The following is a 17,275-nucleotide window of genomic DNA, read 5'->3' as shown; positions in this document are numbered from 1 at the left end:
AAACGCTTGCTCAGATCAATCACGAGTTTGCGATCAGCGAACATCAAAACCGCTACGCCAGTTCCAGAAACGGGGACGCCGATCCTGTTGGAGCTACCGCAAGCCGGGCAGCTCCGACAGGTTTGAATCGGCACTCAATAGGTCAGTTCACTTTCACCGCCCGACCAACCCCTCTGACAATCATCTCCACCTCGCGCTCATCAATCGTCAGCGGTGGCAGCAGGCGGATGGTCTTGCCCCGTGTCACGTTGATCAGCAAGGCGTGATCCCGGGCGGCGATCAGGGTCAGGTCGCGGATCGGTTGCTTGAGTTCGATGCCGATCATCAAACCCTGGCCGCGAATCGCCAGCACGTTCGGGTCATCGGCCAACTCGTTGCGCAATCTCGCGAGCAAGCGTTCGCCCTGTATTTTGGCGTTTTCCAGCAGGCCCTGTTCTTCGATGATGTCCAGCACGGTGCAACCCACGCGGCAGGCCAGTGGATTACCGCCGAACGTGCTGCCGTGGCTGCCGGGGGTGAAGAGGTCGGCGGCTTTGCCCCGGGCCAGGCAGGCGCCGATGGGGACGCCGTTACCGAGGCCTTTGGCCAACGTCATGACGTCCGGAACGATGGCTTCGTGCTGGAACGCAAACCACTGGCCGGTGCGACCGATGCCGGTCTGGATTTCATCGAGCATCATCAGCCAGCCACGCCGGTTGCACAGGTCGCGCACGGCCTTGAGGTAACCGGGCGGGGCCAGTTGCACGCCGCTTTCACCCTGGATCGGCTCCATCAGGATTGCCACGATTCTTGCGCCGTGGGCCTGCTGGACCTTGTCCAGCGCCTTGAGATCGCCGAACGGCACTTTGACGAAATCACCCGGCAGTTCATTGAACCCCAGGCGCACGGCCGGGCCATCGCTGGCGGACAGGGTGCCGAGTGTCCGGCCATGGAACGCGTTTTCCATGACGACCACCAAGGGTTGTTCGATGCCTCTGTGCCAGCCATGCAGCCGCGCCAGTTTCAGCGCAGTCTCGTTGGCTTCGGCACCGGAGTTATTGAAGAACGCCCGCTCCATGTCCGCCAGCCGCGTCAGTTTCTGCGCCAGCCGCTGTTGCCAGTCGATGCTGTAGAGGTTGGAGGTGTGCAGCAGCAGACCGGCCTGTTCGCTGATCGCCGAGACGATTTTAGGATGAGAGTGCCCAACGTTGGTCACCGCCACGCCCGCCACCGCGTCCAGGTATTCACGACCGGCCTGATCCCACAGGCGTGTGCCCAGGCCTTTACTGAAACTCAGTGCCAGCGGTTGGTAAGTACTCATCAGGCAGGCGGCGGTCATGACATCAAACTCCATCAATGGTCGGTGTTTTTGCAGTATGGTTAGCCACCTGAGCTGGATAAACGCTGCAATACTTCAATCATTTTAAAGTCGGGCTTGATAATGGATTTGTTCCAGGCAATGACCGTGTACGTAAGGGTGGTGGAATCCGGCAGCATGACCGCCGCCGCTTTTCAGTGCGAAATGTCCACCACCATGGTGGGCAATCACCTGCGGGCACTGGAGCAGCGTCTGGGTGTGCGCTTGCTCAACCGTACGACCCGGCGCCAGCGGTTGACGGAATTTGGCACCGCGTACTATCAACGCTGCCTGGAAGTGCTGGGACTGGTGGCCGAATCCGAACGCCTCGCCGAGCAGGCCCTCGACGAGCCGAGCGGCACCCTGCGCATTACCGCACCGTTAACCTTCGGCACGGAAAAACTGGCACCGGCGCTCAGCGAATTCGCCCTGCTGTGCCCACGCGTCAAGCTGGACGTTGTCCTCACCAACCGCCGCCCGGACCTGCTTGAAAACGGCATCGACGTGGCATTTCGCCTGGGCAACATGGAACAGACCAACCTGATCGCCCGTCCACTCGTGGACTACACCCTGACCATGTGCGCATCGCCGATCTACCTGGCGCGTCGCGGCAACCCGGAAAAACCTGATGACCTGCGACACCACGACTGCCTGTCCTTCGCCTACCCGGCCGGTGATGACTGGCAATCGGTGGAAAAGGAATGGCGTCTGAGCGGGGCCGAAGGCGAGGTAGCGGTGGCGGTCAGTGGACCGATGCTGATCAACAGCTCCGCCGGTTTGCATCAGGCGGCACGCACCGGCATGGGCATCGTGCTGTTACCCGACGCCTTGGTAGAACAAGACCTCAAGGACGGAACACTGGTGGCCTTGATGCCCAATTACCCGCCGCCGAGCCGGCCAATGAGCCTGATGTACGCTCAGGATCGCTACCGCTTGCCAAAATTACGCCGTTTCGTCGACTTCGCCATGGCGATGTGGGGCAAGCACTAGGCGGTTGAATGCACCATCGACTAATCTCCTCGACTGGCGGGTCGCTTTGGTCAGGGAGAGCAGTGATGGATGGGGCCTCGGATATTGAAGCGTTGAAGTTCAATCTGTCGGATTTGAACGAAGACATGCTGCACACCATTCTGGAACTGGTCAGTGATGGCATCTGGGACTGGAACGCCAATACCGGGTTCGTTTACCGCAACCCCGGCTGGTACAAAATGCTCGGCTATGCGCCTCATTCCCTCGACAACACGGTATTCACTTGGGAATCGGTGATGCATCCTGAGGATTACCCACGGGTCATGGCCCTGTTTGACGCCTACCTGAGCCAACAGGCTCTCGGCTATCAGGCCGAGTACCGCTGCCGCATGCAGGATGGTAGCTATACCTGGGTCGAAGACCGCGGCTACGTGCTCGCCCGCAACGCCGACGGTTCGGTGGCGCGCATGGTCGGTGCGCACCGCAGCATTGAAGACAAGAAGCGTCTGTTCGAAGAGCTTGAACGAAAGAACAAATCCCTCGAAGCCATCGTCGAAGAACGCACTAGAGAGCTATCCAGGGTCAACCAGCAACTGCAGATTCAGCTCGAAGAAAACCGCAAACTGGCGGAAACCGACGCACTGACCACAATCGCCAATCGCCATCGCCTGAGCAAGGACCTTCCTCAGGCATGTGATCGCGCCCAGCGCTTCCGACAGCCGCTGTCGCTGATTGCCATGGACATCGACGACTTCAAGAACATCAACGATCACTACGGCCATGCCTTGGGGGATGCCGCGTTGGTGCAGGTAGTCCAGAGCGTGAAACATTGCGTACGCGACGGCGATTTGCTGGCGCGCTGGGGCGGTGACGAGTTCATCATCATTCTTCCCGATACCCCGTTGGCCGACGCCAGAAACCTCGCGGAGACAATCCGCCATAGCGTCGCCAGTTTGCTGCCAGTGGGAGACTTTCAAGTCACCATGAGTTTTGGCGTCGTACAACGCTTTGAAGAAGAACAACAGACCGGGCTGCTGGCCAGGGCTGATCAAGCGTTGTATCGGTCGAAAGTGGCGGGCAAGAATGTGATTTCGGGGTGAACGTTTTTCTCGCCCCTCACATCCCCGCCTTCACCAACACCGGTTTCTCTTGATACCGCTCCGGAAACAACTTCTTCAACTGCGCCACTTTCGGTAGATCGTTGATAACGATGTACGGATAGGTGGGGTGTTCTGTCAGAAAGTCCTGATGTTCCTCTTCCGCCGGGTAGAAACCGTTATAGGTTTCGAGCTTGGTGACGATCGGTTTGTTGAACGATTTCGCAGCGTCGAGCTGGGCAATGTAGGCCTGGGCAACACGTTGCTGCTCGCTGTTTTCCGGAAAAATCGCCGAGCGATACTGCGTGCCGTGGTCAGGTCCCTGACGATTGAGTTCGGTCGGGTTGTGAGCCACCGAGAAGTAGATCTGCAACAAGGTGCCGTAGCTGACCTGAGTGGGGTCGAAGGTCACCTCGACCGATTCCGCGTGACCGGTATTGCCGCCGCTGACCCGCTCGTATTGAGCGGTGTCGGCCGCCCCGCCCGCGTAACCGGAGACGGCTTTCTTCACGCCTTTGACATGCTGAAACACACCTTGGACGCCCCAGAAGCAACCGCCCGCGAACACGGCGGTTTCGCTGTGGGCCTGGGTGATTTCGTCGAGGGTGGGTGCGGGGATGATGACCGCGTCTTCGGCGGAACCGAAAGAGAACGCAGAGCATTGGCCGATGACGCCAGCGGCGGCCAGTCCCAACAGGGTGCGACGCAAGGTGAACAGGGTTTTCATTAGGCTGACTCCTGAATCAGTGAAGTGGCGATCAACCGAACGTAAAGGCATACGCCGAGACACCCGGATCGAGAAATTCGATGCTGAACGTCCGATCCGTTACTGCGCCGGACTGGCGCACCAGTTGATACAAACGTTGTTCGGTGACGCTACCGCTGCCATCGGGCGCCACGTCCGTACCGTGGGCATCACCGGGGGCTTTTCCGTCAATCAGCACTTTGAAGCGCACCGGTCTGCCGTCTGCACCGGGGCCCAGTACCAGATGCAAATCACGTGCGTGGAAGCGATAGACAATGCGACTGGCGGGCGCGCTTGAAGTGGCCCGCTCCGGACCGACAGTCCACTGACCACCCAGACCCCAGTCATTCAGGGCCAGTTGCGACGGAGGGTTGTAGGTCGTCAACTTGTCGGGAACCAGACTGGTTTCGGGGACGAAATGCTCCGAGCGCTGGTAGCCGACATAGGTTTCCGGCGACTGCACTTCGTTCATGTCCGGCGCGAGTTGAACACCCTCGGCATTGGCATTGATCAACCCGTCATCCACCTTGGCGGCACCCGCTTCTCGCAGCAATTGCTGGATCACCCGCTCCGACTCGGCGTACTCGCCTTCACCAAAGTGGTGATAACGAATGCGCCCCTGGGCGTCGGCAAAATAGTGGGCCGGCCAATACTCATTGTTGAAAGCTCGCCAGATCTTGAATTCGTTATCGATGGCCACCGGGTAGTTGATACCCAGGTCCTTCATGGCTTTGGTGACGTTGTCTACGTTGCGCTCGAAGGCGAACTCGGGCGCATGGACGCCGATCACCACCAACCCCTGATCGCGGTATTTTTCAGCCCAGGCTTTTACATAGGGCAAGCTGCGCAGGCAGTTGATGCAGGAATAAGTCCAGAAATCCACCAGTACTACCTTGCCCTTCAACGCCTGGGCATCGAGTGGTGGCGAGTTAAGCCATTGCACGGCGCCATCCAGCGGTGGCAGCTTGCCTTCGATGGGCAGTGTGCCCGGCGCTCTGTCAGCCACGCTCATCGCACCATCAGCAACCGGGGCCCTCGCCATCATCGCCCCGCTGCCGTTCGGTGTCTTACCGGCCAAACGGCCCACCAGCGCCTGCTCGATACCACCGGTAGATGCGGTGGAAAACCGCGCCAGAATCCCGGTATCAAGCCCCAGCGCAATCGCCGCCACACCGGCCAGCATGGCCGCGCCCAAACCTCGACGGACCCACTCGCCAGCACCGATGGAACGCTTCATTGCGGCGAAAACCTTACCGCCCAGCAGCAACGCAACCGCAAGGGAAGTGGCGGCACCGGCGGCGTAGGCCAGCAGCAACAGGGTGGTGGCGATGCTTGCCCCTTGCAGCGCGGCGCCGGTTAACAACAGGCCCAGAATTGGCCCGGCACACGGCGCCCAGAGCAGCCCCGTGGCAACACCGATCAAAAACGAAGCGCCGGGACGCGGCCGGGCATCGGCGCCCGCCGCCTCCGACAACCGACTGCCAGCCGCCACCAATGGGCGCGTCAAGCGTTCGGCCAACTGCGGCAGCAACAGCGTCAGCCCGAACAGGGCGACAAACACCAGCGCGAGCCAGCGTCCATACTGATTGAGTTGCACCACCCAACCGCCGCCCACTGCCGCCAATGAAGCGACCAGCGCGAAGGTCAGCGCCATGCCCGCCAGCAGCGGCAGGCTGCTCTTCATGAACGGCTGACCGGTGCGAGCGAAGACAAACGGCAACACCGGCAGAATGCACGGGCTGACGATCGTCAGCACACCACCGAGATAAGCGAGGATCAGAAGCCACATAGCGTCGACCTGCAGGAAATGAGAGAAAAAGGAATCAAGCCGCCTGTGGCTTGAAGGTCATCGCCAGACCGTTCATGCAGTAGCGCAGACCGGTAGGTTTGGGCCCATCGTCGAAGACATGGCCGAGATGACCGCCGCAACGCCGGCAGTGAACCTCTTCGCGCAACACTCCAAAGGACCGGTCCTGACGGGTCGCCACCGCCTTGTCCAGCGGTGCCCAGAAACTCGGCCAGCCGGTGTGGCTGTCGAACTTGGTGGCAGAGGAAAACAGCGGAAGATCGCAACCGGCACAGGCAAAGGTTCCATCACGATGCTCATTGTTCAGCACACTGCTATAAGCCCGTTCAGTGCCCTCTTCCCGCAGGATTTCGTACTGCTCGTCACTGAGCAGGGCACGCCATTCGCTGTCAGTGTGCGTCACCTCGAAAACCTCCGCCGCGCTGGCCTCGCTGACCAGCGCAGAGCTGGCCGCAAATTTTGGCAATACACCGATCGCCAGGGCTGCAACCCCCAGCCCGCCGCTCGCTACAAGAAATTGTCGCCGTGAAAACATGGCCGTCTCCAAAATCCAAAGTGCCTTTCATGGAACACAGCCTAGGCTTGGGTTGATCGCCAAATCCTCACGGGAAGTTAAACAATTCGTGATAACTCTGGCCCCGGAAAACCCGCACAATGCGCTCATTGCGCCGAAGGATTGAGCTTGATGGAACCGACCAAACGCGTCCTCGTGGTCGAGGACGACCTGCATATCGCCGACCTTATCTGCCTGCATCTTCGTGATGAGCAGTTCGAGGTGGTGCACTGCGCCGATGGCGATGAAGGCATGCGAATGCTGCAGCAAGGAAGCTGGGATGCACTGATCCTCGACCTGATGCTGCCGGGCGTCGATGGCCTGGAAATCTGCCGGCGCGCCCGCGCCATGGCACGCTACACACCGATCATCATCACCAGCGCGCGCTCAAGTGAAGTGCACCGGATTCTGGGGCTGGAACTCGGTGCCGACGATTACCTGGCCAAACCCTTTTCCATGCTTGAGCTGGTCGCTCGGGTCAAAGCGCTGTTGCGGCGGGTCGACGCCATGGCCCGCAACCTGAAAATGGACGCCGGCAGCCTGATCACGGACGGGCTCGCCATCGACCCGATCACCCGCGATGTGTCCCTTGACGGTCGCCGCCTCGATCTCACGCCACGGGAGTTCGACCTGTTGTATTTCTTCGCCCGCCAGCCCGGCAAGGTGTTCTCGCGCATGGACCTGCTCAATGCGGTGTGGGGTTACAGCCATGAAGGCTACGAGCACACGGTCAATACCCACATCAACCGCCTGCGCGCGAAAATCGAGGCCGACCCGGCACAACCGGTGCGCATCCTCACGGTGTGGGGCCGTGGCTACAAATTCGCGGCCAGGGAGGAACAGCCATGAGGCTGACCCTCACCCAGCGGCTGTCGCTGGTGTTCGCCGTGCTGTTGTTGGTGTGCTGCGGCACCTCGGCATGGATGCAGGTGCGCTCCAACCAGATGCATGAGCAGGAAGTGGTGCAAGGGCTGTCGCGGGATCTGGCCCAGCACATTGCCCGTGACACCGTGCTGATGGACACCCAGGGCCTGATGCCCAATGCCGTGCGTGACTTGTTCAGCAAACTGATGCTGGTCAATCCCAGTGTCGAGGTCTATCTGCTCGACACCGAAGGTAAGATAGTCGGCAGCGCCGCGCCCGAGGGCCGGATTCATCGACAGCAGATCGACCTCGCGCCGATCCAGCGCCTGCTCAAAGGCGATGCCCTGCCGATTCTCGGCGACGACCCGCGCAGCGCCGATGCGCGCAAGGTCTTCAGCGCCGCGCCGCTGAAAGTTGACGGCAAGCCGGCCGGTTATCTCTATGTGGTGCTGCTCGGTGAGGACCACGATCGCCTGGCTGAACGCGGCGCCACCAGTGCGGCACTCAATACCGCCTTGTTATCGATCGGGTTAGTCGCACTGCTGTGTCTGATTGCCGGTCTTACCGCATTTGCGCTGATTACCCGACCTTTGCGCCGACTGACCGAAACCGTCAGCCAGTTCGACATCGATGGCGTCCCGGCCACGCCTCCTGAATCAGCGCCGGTGGGAAAAACCGCCAGCCACGATGAAATTGCCATTCTCGACGCCACCTTCCGCCAGATGCAGGCACGCCTCAGTGAACAATGGCGTTCGTTGACCCGCCAGGATCAGGAACGCCGCGAACTGGTGGCGAACATTTCCCACGACTTGCGCACGCCGCTGGCCTCCCTGCACGGTTATCTGGAAACCCTGTCGCTCAAGGACGCCACGTTGTCCCCCGCCGACCGCCGCCGCTACCTCGGCATCGCTCTGGACCAAAGCCGCAAAGTCGGCGGTCTGGCGCAATCGCTGCTGGAGCTGGTGCGCCTGGAACACGGTTTTGTGCAACCGGTGCTGGAGCGCTTCTCCCTGACCGACCTGGTGCAGGACATCTTCCAGAAGTTCGAACTGACCGCCGAGGCGCGTCAGGTCGAACTGAAAGCCAACTTTGCCCCCAACGTTGCAGCCGCCTGCGCCGATCTGGGGCTGATTGAACGGGTGCTCACCAATCTGTTCGACAATGCTCTGCGCCACACCGCCCAAGGTGGGGAAGTCGAACTGAGCCTGCGCCCTCAAGGGTCTTTCGTCGAAGTCACCGTCAGCGACACCGGGCCCGGCATCGCGCCAGAACTGCGCGAAGGGTTGTTCCTGCGCCCGTTCAACATTGGCGGGGCACGGCGCGATGGCGGACTCGGGCTGCGAATCGTGCATCGGATCCTGCAACTGCACGGTCGTGATATCCAGTTGATCGATGTGCCCGGCCGCGGTGCAACGTTCCGCTTCACATTGCCGGTTGATCAGCAAACCGCAGAGCAATGGGCGGTGCGGTCGATGAACCTGAACTCACCGGGGAAATAGTCGCTGGTTTTCGAGCGGTTTGTTCTGCGGACGCTCATTCCGGTTTTATCAAACGTTCCGCTCCCTGAAGCACGCCATCCTGTAGGAGCCGCCATCGCCAGCAAGCCGGCTCCTACAAGGTGGTGGTATCCAGTTCTTTTGCCCGCTCGCCTGTTCACCCGTGACAACGCCGCGCAGGTCCAATAGATTAGGCGGCCTGAAAAAGCCCTGTGCTTTTTCGCCCCAATTCAAGTTAAAGAAGTAGTGAAATTTCAATGTCCGATTCCAATACCGCTGAATCCGTAGTCACCTTGTCGTCCAAAGCGGAATACGAAAACTCCATCAATCTTTCACAGCACGTCCCCCAGGCCAAGACCATCGCCGAGATGGTGCTGGACGCTTTCCAGTCCACCCGGGAAAGCGACCAGATCCGCGAGCTGCGCGCCGCGATTCGCCAGGCCCACGACCGCTTCGACGACGATAAAGCCTATGAATTGATGGGCGAACTCAAGGACGCCGAGGCGGCCGATATCGCGGCCCTTGAAGACCTGAGCAGCAAATTCTCGATCAGCCGGATCCTTTCCAGCTTCAAGGACGATCCTGCGTTTCAGGAAATCGTCTACGGTCTGGCCCTGAAAGTACTGAACCAGACGCATCAGGCCATCAGCAACCCAACCAGTGGCAAGAGCAAAACGGCCCGTGCCAAGAAAGATGTCGAAGTGTTCACCATCAGCAAGGACGGCATCAGCGTCACGCTGCCGTTGCGCACTCCGCGCTCGCGCCTGAACGTTGACCGTGAGGCCCTGGAGTTCCTTGGCTTTACCTTTGTCGGCGAAGGCGATGAAGCAGAGCTGGAAAGCGAATCGTTCCTGGACAGTAGCGGAACCGAACACGCCGTTAACCGCAAAAACATCATCACCGCGCTTCAGCAGCAAACCGCGTTCGATGGCTACAGCATCGCCGCGCAGTAACACTTCCCGCTCAGCAGCGCCTCAAGCGCCACTGACCTAAAAGCCCCGCCCTAGAGCGGGGCTTTTTATTGCCCGCGATTCCGGCAAAAGCGCGATTACTCTCTGTGTATCGACGCCAGAAAAAAACTTCCCTTAACCCTTGAGCACCACGGGTCCGCCTGCGGGGAACGTCAACTTTCTTTCCAGCCCAAGACCTCAGTGGTGCGATTGCTGAGGTCATCATGCACCCGACCCCCTTGTACCGTCAGTTAGCCAACCACTACCTCGACGCGATCCGCAGCGGCACCTTGAAAACCGGGGAACGCTTCCCCTCCATTCGGCTGATGATGGAAAAACACGCCGTCAGCCTGTCGACCGCGGTGCAGGTGTGCCGAGAGCTTGAGGACTATGGCGTCCTGGAAGCCCGCCCGCGCTCCGGCAACTACATTCGCCAGCCGGACACCTTGCCCAAACCGGTCGTGACCACAACGCCTGCGCCCCTTGATACCGAGGTTTATCTCGGTATTCACGAGCAAGTGTCATCGGTGCTCAAGGCCAGCCAACGCGCGACGGTCAAGGTCAATTTCGCCAGCGCCTACTGCGCGCCGGAACTCTATCCGTTGAAGATTCTGCAAGACCATATGAGCAAGGCATTGCGTCAGGATCAGAAACTGCTGGGTGCGACAGGCCCGACCTGCGGCAACATCGAGTTGCGCAACATCCTTGCCCGACGAGCGTTGACGGCAAAGGCCAACCTGAGCGCCGAGAAAATGGTGATCACCAACGGCGCGACCGAAGCGATCAACCTGGCCTTGCGTGCGGTGACCCATCCCGGCGACACCGTGGCCGTGGAATCCCCGACCTTTTACGGCCTGCTGCAAATTCTCGAAAGTTTGAACTTGCGAGTGCTCGAAGTCCCGGCAACGGCCCATTCGGGCATCAATCTGTTCGCGCTCGAACAGCTGTTGCAAGGCCCTGAACAGATTCGGGCGCTGATCGTCATTCCCAATCTGCAGAATCCGCTCGGCAGTATCATGCCCGACACCCACAAGGCGCGGCTGGTGCAATTGTGTGCCGAGCACGGCACCGTGCTGATCGAAGACGATACCTACGGCGACCTGGTGGACACCGAGCAGCCGTTATCCACGCTCAAACACTGGGACCGCACCGATAACGTCATCTACTGCGCGTCGCTGAACAAAACGCTGGCGCCGGGCATACGCCTGGGCTGGATCAGCGCCGGGCAGTGGCACGACCGCGTGGAAATGCTCAAACACACGCAGTCCCGAGGCTGTGAAGTGTTGTCGCAACTGGCGGTCAGTGCGTTCATGAAGACGCCGTCCTACGAACGTTACCTGCGCCGCTTGAGGAAAACGCTGACACAGCAGCGCCAGCAGATGAGTGCGGCGATCACTCGCTATTTTCCACCGGGCACCCGCATCACCCATCCACAGGGCGGTACGTTGTTGTGGGTGGAACTGCCGCCTGAACAGGCGTCCATGGCGTTTTTTCATGCGGCGTTGAAGGTGGGCATCCAGATTTTGCCTGGGGATATCTTTTCCAATGCCCAGCGCTTCAGTCACTTCGTGCGGATCGGTTGTGGGGCGCCGTATTCGCCGAAGATTGATGAAGCGCTGGCGACCCTCGGCCAACTCCTCAAAAACCAAAGCTGACACGTACCCTGTAGGAGCCAGCTTGCTGGCGATGGCGGCGGATCAGTCAACATCGATGTCGCCTGATACACCGCTATCGCCAGCAAGCCGGCTCCTACAAGGGATTGGCGTGCAGGCAGATGATGTGCGGGTCATCGTTCCAATGCGGGAAGCGCTCGGCGATCAACGGGTCATGGCCGGGAATGACGTGGTCTTCGCCATCGGCCAAACGGTCGATTTCGATAAACGCTTCCAGCGTCTGAGCCAGATCATCAATGATCGGAAACGGACTGCGCTGACGAATGTTCGCCCACAAATGCGCCGCATCCGACGCCAGAACAATCCACCCTCGTGCGGTGTTCACCCGCACCACCTGGCTACCCGGCGTATGGCCGCCCACCGGGTGCAGCGTCACGCCGGGAACCACCTCGACCGTGCCGCTATGCAAACGCATGCGTCCCTCAAACAACGGTGGCAGCGCCGACATCACATCCTCGACCTCGTAGGTTTTGTTCACCGTGCGATGGGCCATTTTCGGACCGGTGCAGAAGCGCAGTTCCGCTTCCTGCAAATGCACCGTGGCTTTCGGAAACAACCCCAGATTGCCGGCGTGGTCCCAGTGCAAATGGGTGAGGATCAGGTTCTCGACCTGCGCCGGATCGATGTCCAGTTGACGTAGGGATTCTTCCGGCAGGCGATACATCTGACGGTTGCGCCGATCCGCTGTCGCGGGTTGAAAGCACGTGTCGACCACGATCACCTGCTGCTCATTACGAATGACCCAGAAGTAGTAATCCAGCGGCATCGACGCATTCGGATCACCGCAGCAGGCGTCGTAAAGAAAGTTCTCCCGGGCAGTGCGCTGGGCATTGGCGCCGACTCGGATGGCGAACACTTCGTACACAGGAACGGACATATTCACCTCCCGATCAGGCCACTGCAGCGGTTTTTAGGGTCGGACGGAAGTCGAAATCGATCTCGTCGCTAATCCCCAGATCCTGCGCCAGACGATGCAGGCCGCTGTAGTCGCGCATGATCGTGGCGTTCTTGTTGCTCTCCCGGGTGTCGGCAATGATCAGTGCAGCGTCCTCGACGCCGAGCTGCGTCAGAATCGCCTCCCACATCGAGTAGTCCTGAGCGACAAAGGCACTCAGCGCCACCGACAACGTCTGTGCGAAAAATGCCCGTTGAGGCGGCTGCATGTTGGCGTACATGACCTTCGCCACTTCCGCGAGAATCTTGCTGTGGGCATATTCGTCGCGGTTGTGCAGTTCTGCCACGCGACGGTTTTGCGGCTGAATGGTTTGATCGTCGGCCAGCAGATCCAGGTAAGCGTTGACGCTGATCTCGGCCACTACCGCGAAGGTGATCGCCGCCAGATCGCGCTGCCACTGCTCGGGCAATTCCTCACGCAGCGCGGCAAGACGCAGATAGGTCACCGACGGCGGCAGGTCCAGATCCTGATCAAGCGCTCGGTCCTCTTTGGTCCGTTCGATGGCCCGCAGATGCATGAGCGTGTGGTAGTGCTCGTCGATCAACGTCTGCTGCATCGCTTCGCGAAAATGCCAGTCGTTTTTGCCCAGGTATTGATTGGCAATGACGCTCAGCGCCGGGTTCACCACGTGCTCTTCGGCCGTGACCGTGCGCAGGTTGTAGCCGATCCAGCCCCAGGTCACCACGGTGCTTTTGAGCTCGTCGCTCAGGGCCTGGAATTTCGGGTGATGGAAAAACGGCACCATGCACTCCGGGTAATCCGGGCGCGCCGGGTCGAACGTTTCGCTGACCGAGGCCTTGTCCGGTGCGCACACCGTGGCCCTTTTGGTCCAGGCCTGATTGAGCCGCACGACCAGTTGATGATCGACCTTGGCGATCTCGATTGCTGTTTGCATGACGCGATACCTGTAAGACGCGTACCCGCCGAGGGGTACGCCGATGGAATTGTGGGCGACGGATGAATCAGGCCAGCCAGTAGCGGGTCAGGTTTCGCGCGGGGTCAGTGTATCGACTGCGGGCGTGGATCATTCGCCAGTTGTCCCAAATCAGCATGCAGTCGTCGGGAATCAGCACCGGTGTGTTGTGCTGGATGAAGTATTCCTCGCCGAGCATCGCGAACCTGGCCAGTGGCGATGAGCTGTTCGTCACCTTCGATTGCTGCAGATCCTCCTCGGAAGGGTTCACATCGCCATAGTGAAACTGGTTGTAGCTGAAGCGGAAAATGTCCCCGTCCTCTGTAGGCGTCAGGATGTATTCCCTGACCCGCGTTTGCGCCACTTCACCCGGTTTGGCGGTGGCCACGAACTCCACGGGTGTGTCGTCGATCCATTCGCGCAACTCAGGCTCCGTGCGTTCGAGGAATGCCAGGAACTCGATTCCGTCGACCAACCCGGTATGCCCGCCACCGCACGTGGCCTGATGATGACAATGCAACGCCAGATAACGCGGCGGTGGGCCGTAGACCGGCGCTTCGGTGTGCGGACCGATGCCGTTCATGCTCTGGGAGTACGGCAACGCTTCGTACCCCGGTTTGCGGGTAATGGCGAAGGCCGTCTGCCCGTTGAATTGCGGAATGATCTGACCGAACGCCTGCAATGTGCCGACGACATCGTAGGCAAATTCGGCCGGGGTCAGTACCGTCCAGCCGCGGGACGACAATTCGTCCTGGCGGTGGCCCAGTGAAACGTAAGGTTTAGACGCAACAATCCCTTGATCTGACATGGTGGTGTTCCTGGCGGTTTATCAGGCGTTAACGGTTGAGGTGTAAGCGGCAATGAATTCGCGGCAGGCGTTGCCTGGACGGTAGCGCTGCTCGTCGATGCTCTGCACGGGGGTGATTTCGGCGGCGGTGCCCGTCAGAAAACACTCATCGAAGTCGCCAAGCTCCGTAGGAAGAATGGTGCGCTCGACCACCTGGTAATCCAGCGCACCGGCCAATTCGATAACGGTCTGGCGGGTGATCCCATTGAGGAAGCAATCGGGCAGCGGCGTATGCAGCGTCCGGTCCTTGACGAAGAACACGTTGGCGCTGGTGGCTTCGGCGACGTGGCCGCGCCAGTCGAGCATCAACGCGTCGTGAAAACCGTTGTTTTCCGCATCGTGCTTGCTGAGCGTGGCGATCTGGTAATGCCCGGACGCCTTGGCTTCGAACGGGCTGCTGCTTGGCGGCGGACGCCGCCACTGCGCGGTCTTCAAGCGAATGCCGCCCATGTGCCCCGCCGGGTCGAAGTAACTCGGCCATTGCCAGCAGGCGATCGCCACATGCACGCGGTTGAAACGAGCCGAGGTCGAGATCATTTCACTACCGCGCCACGCCACCGGCCGCAGATAGCCGTCCACGACGTTGTTGCGTTGCAGCAGTTCATGACTGGCCGCTTCCAGTTCGGCCAGCTCATAGGGAATCGCGAAATCCATCAACTGTGCCGAGCGATACAGCCGCTCGCTGTGTTCGCGCAGCTTGAAGATCTTGCCGTTGTAGACGCGCTCCCCTTCGTACACCGTACTCGCGTAATGCAGGCCGTGACTCAGCACATGCAGTCGCGCCTGGGACCACTCGACGAACTCGCCGTCGAGCCAGATAAAACCTTCTCGCTGATCAAACGGAATACTGCTCATATCCTTATCTCCTGATGAATCGTCCTACGCCGTTTCGAGCAGGACCGGTATCAATTCGGGCACTGCCGCAGGCTCTGGCTGAAAGAAGAACGCACGTTCGCCAAACGCTGGCCGCAACTCATCGAACCAGGTCGCGTTCGGATCAAAGCGCGCATAAAACGTGCGCAATACCCATTGCGGGTCCCGAGCCTGGAGAAACTGCAGCACGAAGACTTTTTCCTCGGCCACGGTCTCGATGCCGTTGATCAATACCTTGCCGTAGAAGGTGCTCATGGACGGCCCACGCACGGTGCGCGCCAGCCCGGACACCGTGCGGTAAGCCGCCTGGAAGATCTCGAACGCCCGTGCCAGCGGCATCGCGAAGTAGTGGCTGGGCCCGGTATCGCGCTCGACAAACATGTAATAAGGCACCGCTCCCAGCCGCACGCCTTCAGTCCACAATTCGGCCCAATCGCCGGGGTTCTCGTTGATGTGGCGGATCACCGGCGCCTGCATGCGCAACGTCGCGCCGGTGGAACGAATGCGTTCGACAGCCTGCCGGGCAATGTCCTGACGAATCTCGACCGGATGGTTGTAGTGCCCCATGACCGACAGGTTTTTCCCGGCCGCAACGATGCGCTTGAACAGATCCAGCAGCTCCGGCGCATCTTTGTCGCTGACAAACCGCTGTGGCCAATACGCCACGGACTTGGTGCCGATGCGGATGCTTTTGAGGTGTGGCAACGCCAGCAGCGGCTCGATGTAACCGGCCAGCGAACGGGTGTTCATGATCATCGGATCGCCACCGGTGATCAGCACATCTGTCACCTCAGTGTGCACCCGCAAGTAATTCACCAGCTCCTGGGACTCACGCGCGTTGAACTTGAGCTCTTCTTCGCCGATGAACTGCGCCCAGCGAAAACAGAACGTGCAGTAGGCGTGACACGTCTGACCGGCACCGGGGAAAAACAGCACGGTCTCGCGGTACTTGTGCTGAATGCCCGGCAGGACTTTTCCGTCGAGGGTCGCGCCGTTGTGCGTCAGCTGCCCGGCCGGATGCGGGTTCATGCGCAACCAGATCGCCTCGATCCGTCGCTTGATGGCGACGGCGTCATCCCGTTCGATCAGTTGCTTGAGCGACGCGTATTCCTCCGGTAGCAGCATGTCCTTGTGGGGAAAGGTCATGCGAAAAATCGGATCGTCCGGAATGTTGTTCCAGTCGATCAACGTGCCCAGCACATATTCATTGGTGCGAAACGGCATGACCCGGGCCACCACGGTCATGGCTTCCTGCAACGCTGGCGTCAGTTTCTGCCAGTACGGCGTGTCGCGAATGGTGCGTGAGTTGTAGGGTTTGTATCTTTCCAGCTCCGACGGTCCCTGCATGGCAGCGCTCCTGGTGATTGCCTGGCGTTGGCCTTAATAATTCAAGAGCGAATGGCCGGCGCTGCGCGCTCTATGTCCATCCATGCCCGAACGCTGTCGCGATCCCACTGCCGACGCACATAGGCCGCGAGCCGCTGAGGAACGCGGTCGCCATTGGCGAGCAGTCGATTGAGCATGATTGCCAGGTCGGTGTCGGCAATGCTCCAGTCACCGAACAGGTGATCGGCCCCCTCCTCCAGCAACCGATCCGCGACGAAGAACAGCCTTGCGACAGCGGCCAGGGCTTCGTCCGACAACGGGGTTTCTTTCTTGCCGAAGTAAATGAGGTCCGCCGGGCGCTCTTTGCGAATCACCAACAAATCACTGCGCAGCCAGGCCTGGAGCTGACGGGCGCGAGCGCGCTGTTTGATGTCGAGCGGGAACAGTTTTTTATGCCCCGGCGCTATTTCTTCCAGGTATTCGGCAATGGCCGAAGATTCAGACAGTGCAAAACCATCATGAACCAGCGTGGGAATCTTGCAGGTCAGCGATACATCACGATAACTCGCCAGGTAGTTATCACGCGCCTTTAAATCAACCTTAACAAGTTCAAATGAAAGTTGCTTTTCTTTCAGCGCGACAAATGCCGACATTGCAAAAGCACTGACAAAATCTGCGCCAACATACAGTTTCAGCTTCGTACTATCCATAGAACGCTCCCTTGCACTAACCACAATAATCCGTTGCATTGGAATCGATCGTAGTTAGTTGGCCAGGTGCTGAACAGATACAGAAATTATCTGTTTCTACGGATACAGAAAGTCAAAACAGCCATGGCCTGCCGGGGTAGCAGAAATGAAAAAGGGAGTCT

The 17,275-nt window shown here is 59.7% G+C and carries 16 protein-coding genes; 6 read left to right on the top strand and 10 right to left on the bottom strand.

All coding sequences use genetic code 11. From position 1 onward, the window contains the following. Nucleotides 1-142: 142 nt before the first annotated feature. Nucleotides 143-1,318, bottom strand: coding sequence for an aspartate aminotransferase family protein (locus tag IB254_RS27090; protein WP_192420458.1), 1,176 nt, complete (start codon nucleotides 1,316-1,318; stop codon nucleotides 143-145). Nucleotides 1,319-1,420: 102 nt separating this feature from the next. Between IB254_RS27090 and IB254_RS27085 the strand changes: the two genes are divergently transcribed. Continuing rightward, nucleotides 1,421-2,326 (top strand): LysR family transcriptional regulator, encoded by a 906-nt coding sequence (locus IB254_RS27085; RefSeq protein ID WP_008025440.1) that lies wholly within the window; start codon nucleotides 1,421-1,423, stop codon nucleotides 2,324-2,326. 65 nt (nucleotides 2,327-2,391) lie between these two features. After that, nucleotides 2,392-3,405 (top strand): sensor domain-containing diguanylate cyclase, encoded by a 1,014-nt coding sequence (locus IB254_RS27080; protein ID WP_192420456.1) that lies wholly within the window; start codon nucleotides 2,392-2,394, stop codon nucleotides 3,403-3,405. A gap of 16 nt (nucleotides 3,406-3,421) precedes the next feature. Here IB254_RS27080 and msrA read toward each other — a convergent pair whose 3' ends face one another. Genes msrA through msrB form a run of 3 tightly spaced genes read right to left on the bottom strand, consistent with a single transcriptional unit; the run spans nucleotide 3,422 to nucleotide 6,489 of the window. Then, a complete protein-coding gene (gene msrA / locus IB254_RS27075) occupies nucleotides 3,422-4,129 on the bottom strand; it encodes a peptide-methionine (S)-S-oxide reductase MsrA (RefSeq protein ID WP_008025433.1) in 708 nt (235 codons plus the stop codon). Between the two features lie 31 nt (nucleotides 4,130-4,160). Further along, complete coding sequence (locus IB254_RS27070; protein ID WP_192420454.1) at nucleotides 4,161-5,936, bottom strand: cytochrome c biogenesis protein DipZ; 1,776 nt, start codon at nucleotides 5,934-5,936, stop codon at nucleotides 4,161-4,163. Nucleotides 5,937-5,970: 34 nt separating this feature from the next. Further along, complete coding sequence (msrB, locus tag IB254_RS27065) at nucleotides 5,971-6,489, bottom strand: peptide-methionine (R)-S-oxide reductase MsrB (protein ID WP_192420452.1); 519 nt, start codon at nucleotides 6,487-6,489, stop codon at nucleotides 5,971-5,973. Between the two features lie 150 nt (nucleotides 6,490-6,639). Between msrB and IB254_RS27060 the strand changes: the two genes are divergently transcribed. The 4 genes from IB254_RS27060 (at nucleotide 6,640) to IB254_RS27045 (ending at nucleotide 11,472) form a co-directional block, all read left to right on the top strand. Next, a complete protein-coding gene (locus IB254_RS27060; RefSeq protein ID WP_008025429.1) occupies nucleotides 6,640-7,356 on the top strand; it encodes a response regulator transcription factor in 717 nt (238 codons plus the stop codon). Continuing rightward, nucleotides 7,353-8,870 carry a sensor histidine kinase gene (locus tag IB254_RS27055; RefSeq protein WP_192420450.1) on the top strand — a complete coding sequence of 506 codons (1,518 nt, stop codon included), beginning with the start codon at nucleotides 7,353-7,355 and terminating at the stop codon, nucleotides 8,868-8,870. Before IB254_RS27060 ends, IB254_RS27055 begins: the two co-directional genes overlap by 4 nt. Nucleotides 8,871-9,124: 254 nt before the next feature. Continuing rightward, nucleotides 9,125-9,820 (top strand): hypothetical protein, encoded by a 696-nt coding sequence (locus IB254_RS27050; RefSeq protein WP_192420448.1) that lies wholly within the window; start codon nucleotides 9,125-9,127, stop codon nucleotides 9,818-9,820. Nucleotides 9,821-10,041: 221 nt separating this feature from the next. After that, complete coding sequence (locus IB254_RS27045) at nucleotides 10,042-11,472, top strand: PLP-dependent aminotransferase family protein (RefSeq protein WP_192420446.1); 1,431 nt, start codon at nucleotides 10,042-10,044, stop codon at nucleotides 11,470-11,472. 94 nt (nucleotides 11,473-11,566) lie between these two features. Here the strand turns inward: IB254_RS27045 and IB254_RS27040 are convergent, their stop codons facing one another. The 6 genes from IB254_RS27040 to yfcF form a co-directional block, all read right to left on the bottom strand. Beyond that, on the bottom strand, nucleotides 11,567-12,367 hold the full coding sequence (locus IB254_RS27040; protein WP_192420444.1) for an N-acyl homoserine lactonase family protein: 801 nt from the start codon (nucleotides 12,365-12,367) through the stop codon (nucleotides 11,567-11,569). A gap of 13 nt (nucleotides 12,368-12,380) precedes the next feature. Next, nucleotides 12,381-13,340, bottom strand: coding sequence for a diiron oxygenase (locus IB254_RS27035; RefSeq protein ID WP_192420442.1), 960 nt, complete (start codon nucleotides 13,338-13,340; stop codon nucleotides 12,381-12,383). A gap of 67 nt (nucleotides 13,341-13,407) precedes the next feature. Next, complete coding sequence (locus tag IB254_RS27030; RefSeq protein WP_192420440.1) at nucleotides 13,408-14,166, bottom strand: TauD/TfdA family dioxygenase; 759 nt, start codon at nucleotides 14,164-14,166, stop codon at nucleotides 13,408-13,410. A 21-nt stretch (nucleotides 14,167-14,187) separates the two neighbouring features. After that, nucleotides 14,188-15,060, bottom strand: coding sequence for a branched-chain amino acid aminotransferase (locus tag IB254_RS27025; protein ID WP_008045173.1), 873 nt, complete (start codon nucleotides 15,058-15,060; stop codon nucleotides 14,188-14,190). Nucleotides 15,061-15,084: 24 nt separating this feature from the next. Continuing rightward, nucleotides 15,085-16,425, bottom strand: coding sequence for a KamA family radical SAM protein (locus IB254_RS27020; RefSeq protein ID WP_192420438.1), 1,341 nt, complete (start codon nucleotides 16,423-16,425; stop codon nucleotides 15,085-15,087). 41 nt (nucleotides 16,426-16,466) lie between these two features. Continuing rightward, nucleotides 16,467-17,114 (bottom strand): glutathione transferase, encoded by a 648-nt coding sequence (yfcF, locus tag IB254_RS27015; RefSeq protein ID WP_192420498.1) that lies wholly within the window; start codon nucleotides 17,112-17,114, stop codon nucleotides 16,467-16,469. Nucleotides 17,115-17,275 lie beyond the last annotated feature (161 nt).

This window comes from Pseudomonas sp. PDM03 (genome assembly GCF_014852385.1).
GTDB classification, from domain to species: domain Bacteria; phylum Pseudomonadota; class Gammaproteobacteria; order Pseudomonadales; family Pseudomonadaceae; genus Aquipseudomonas; species Aquipseudomonas migulae.
The sequence above is the reverse complement of the archived record's forward strand: the minus strand, read 5'-3'. Positions and strand labels throughout refer to the sequence as shown.

What these genes read in the sequence shown, in the direction of transcription:
- yfcF (WP_192420498.1), bottom strand. Translation starts at nt 17,114, where the DNA reads ATGGATAGTACGAAGCTGAAACTGTATGTTGGCGCAGATTTTGTCAGT.
- IB254_RS27040 (WP_192420444.1), bottom strand. Translation starts at nt 12,367, where the DNA reads ATGTCCGTTCCTGTGTACGAAGTGTTCGCCATCCGAGTCGGCGCCAAT.
- msrB (WP_192420452.1), bottom strand. Translation starts at nt 6,489, where the DNA reads ATGTTTTCACGGCGACAATTTCTTGTAGCGAGCGGCGGGCTGGGGGTT.
- IB254_RS27085 (WP_008025440.1), top strand. Translation starts at nt 1,421, where the DNA reads ATGGATTTGTTCCAGGCAATGACCGTGTACGTAAGGGTGGTGGAATCC.
- IB254_RS27070 (WP_192420454.1), bottom strand. Translation starts at nt 5,936, where the DNA reads ATGTGGCTTCTGATCCTCGCTTATCTCGGTGGTGTGCTGACGATCGTC.
- msrA (WP_008025433.1), bottom strand. Translation starts at nt 4,129, where the DNA reads ATGAAAACCCTGTTCACCTTGCGTCGCACCCTGTTGGGACTGGCCGCC.
- IB254_RS27045 (WP_192420446.1), top strand. Translation starts at nt 10,042, where the DNA reads ATGCACCCGACCCCCTTGTACCGTCAGTTAGCCAACCACTACCTCGAC.
- IB254_RS27020 (WP_192420438.1), bottom strand. Translation starts at nt 16,425, where the DNA reads ATGCAGGGACCGTCGGAGCTGGAAAGATACAAACCCTACAACTCACGC.
- IB254_RS27025 (WP_008045173.1), bottom strand. Translation starts at nt 15,060, where the DNA reads ATGAGCAGTATTCCGTTTGATCAGCGAGAAGGTTTTATCTGGCTCGAC.
- IB254_RS27030 (WP_192420440.1), bottom strand. Translation starts at nt 14,166, where the DNA reads ATGTCAGATCAAGGGATTGTTGCGTCTAAACCTTACGTTTCACTGGGC.
- IB254_RS27090 (WP_192420458.1), bottom strand. Translation starts at nt 1,318, where the DNA reads ATGACCGCCGCCTGCCTGATGAGTACTTACCAACCGCTGGCACTGAGT.
- IB254_RS27060 (WP_008025429.1), top strand. Translation starts at nt 6,640, where the DNA reads ATGGAACCGACCAAACGCGTCCTCGTGGTCGAGGACGACCTGCATATC.
- IB254_RS27050 (WP_192420448.1), top strand. Translation starts at nt 9,125, where the DNA reads ATGTCCGATTCCAATACCGCTGAATCCGTAGTCACCTTGTCGTCCAAA.
- IB254_RS27080 (WP_192420456.1), top strand. Translation starts at nt 2,392, where the DNA reads ATGGATGGGGCCTCGGATATTGAAGCGTTGAAGTTCAATCTGTCGGAT.
- IB254_RS27035 (WP_192420442.1), bottom strand. Translation starts at nt 13,340, where the DNA reads ATGCAAACAGCAATCGAGATCGCCAAGGTCGATCATCAACTGGTCGTG.
- IB254_RS27055 (WP_192420450.1), top strand. Translation starts at nt 7,353, where the DNA reads ATGAGGCTGACCCTCACCCAGCGGCTGTCGCTGGTGTTCGCCGTGCTG.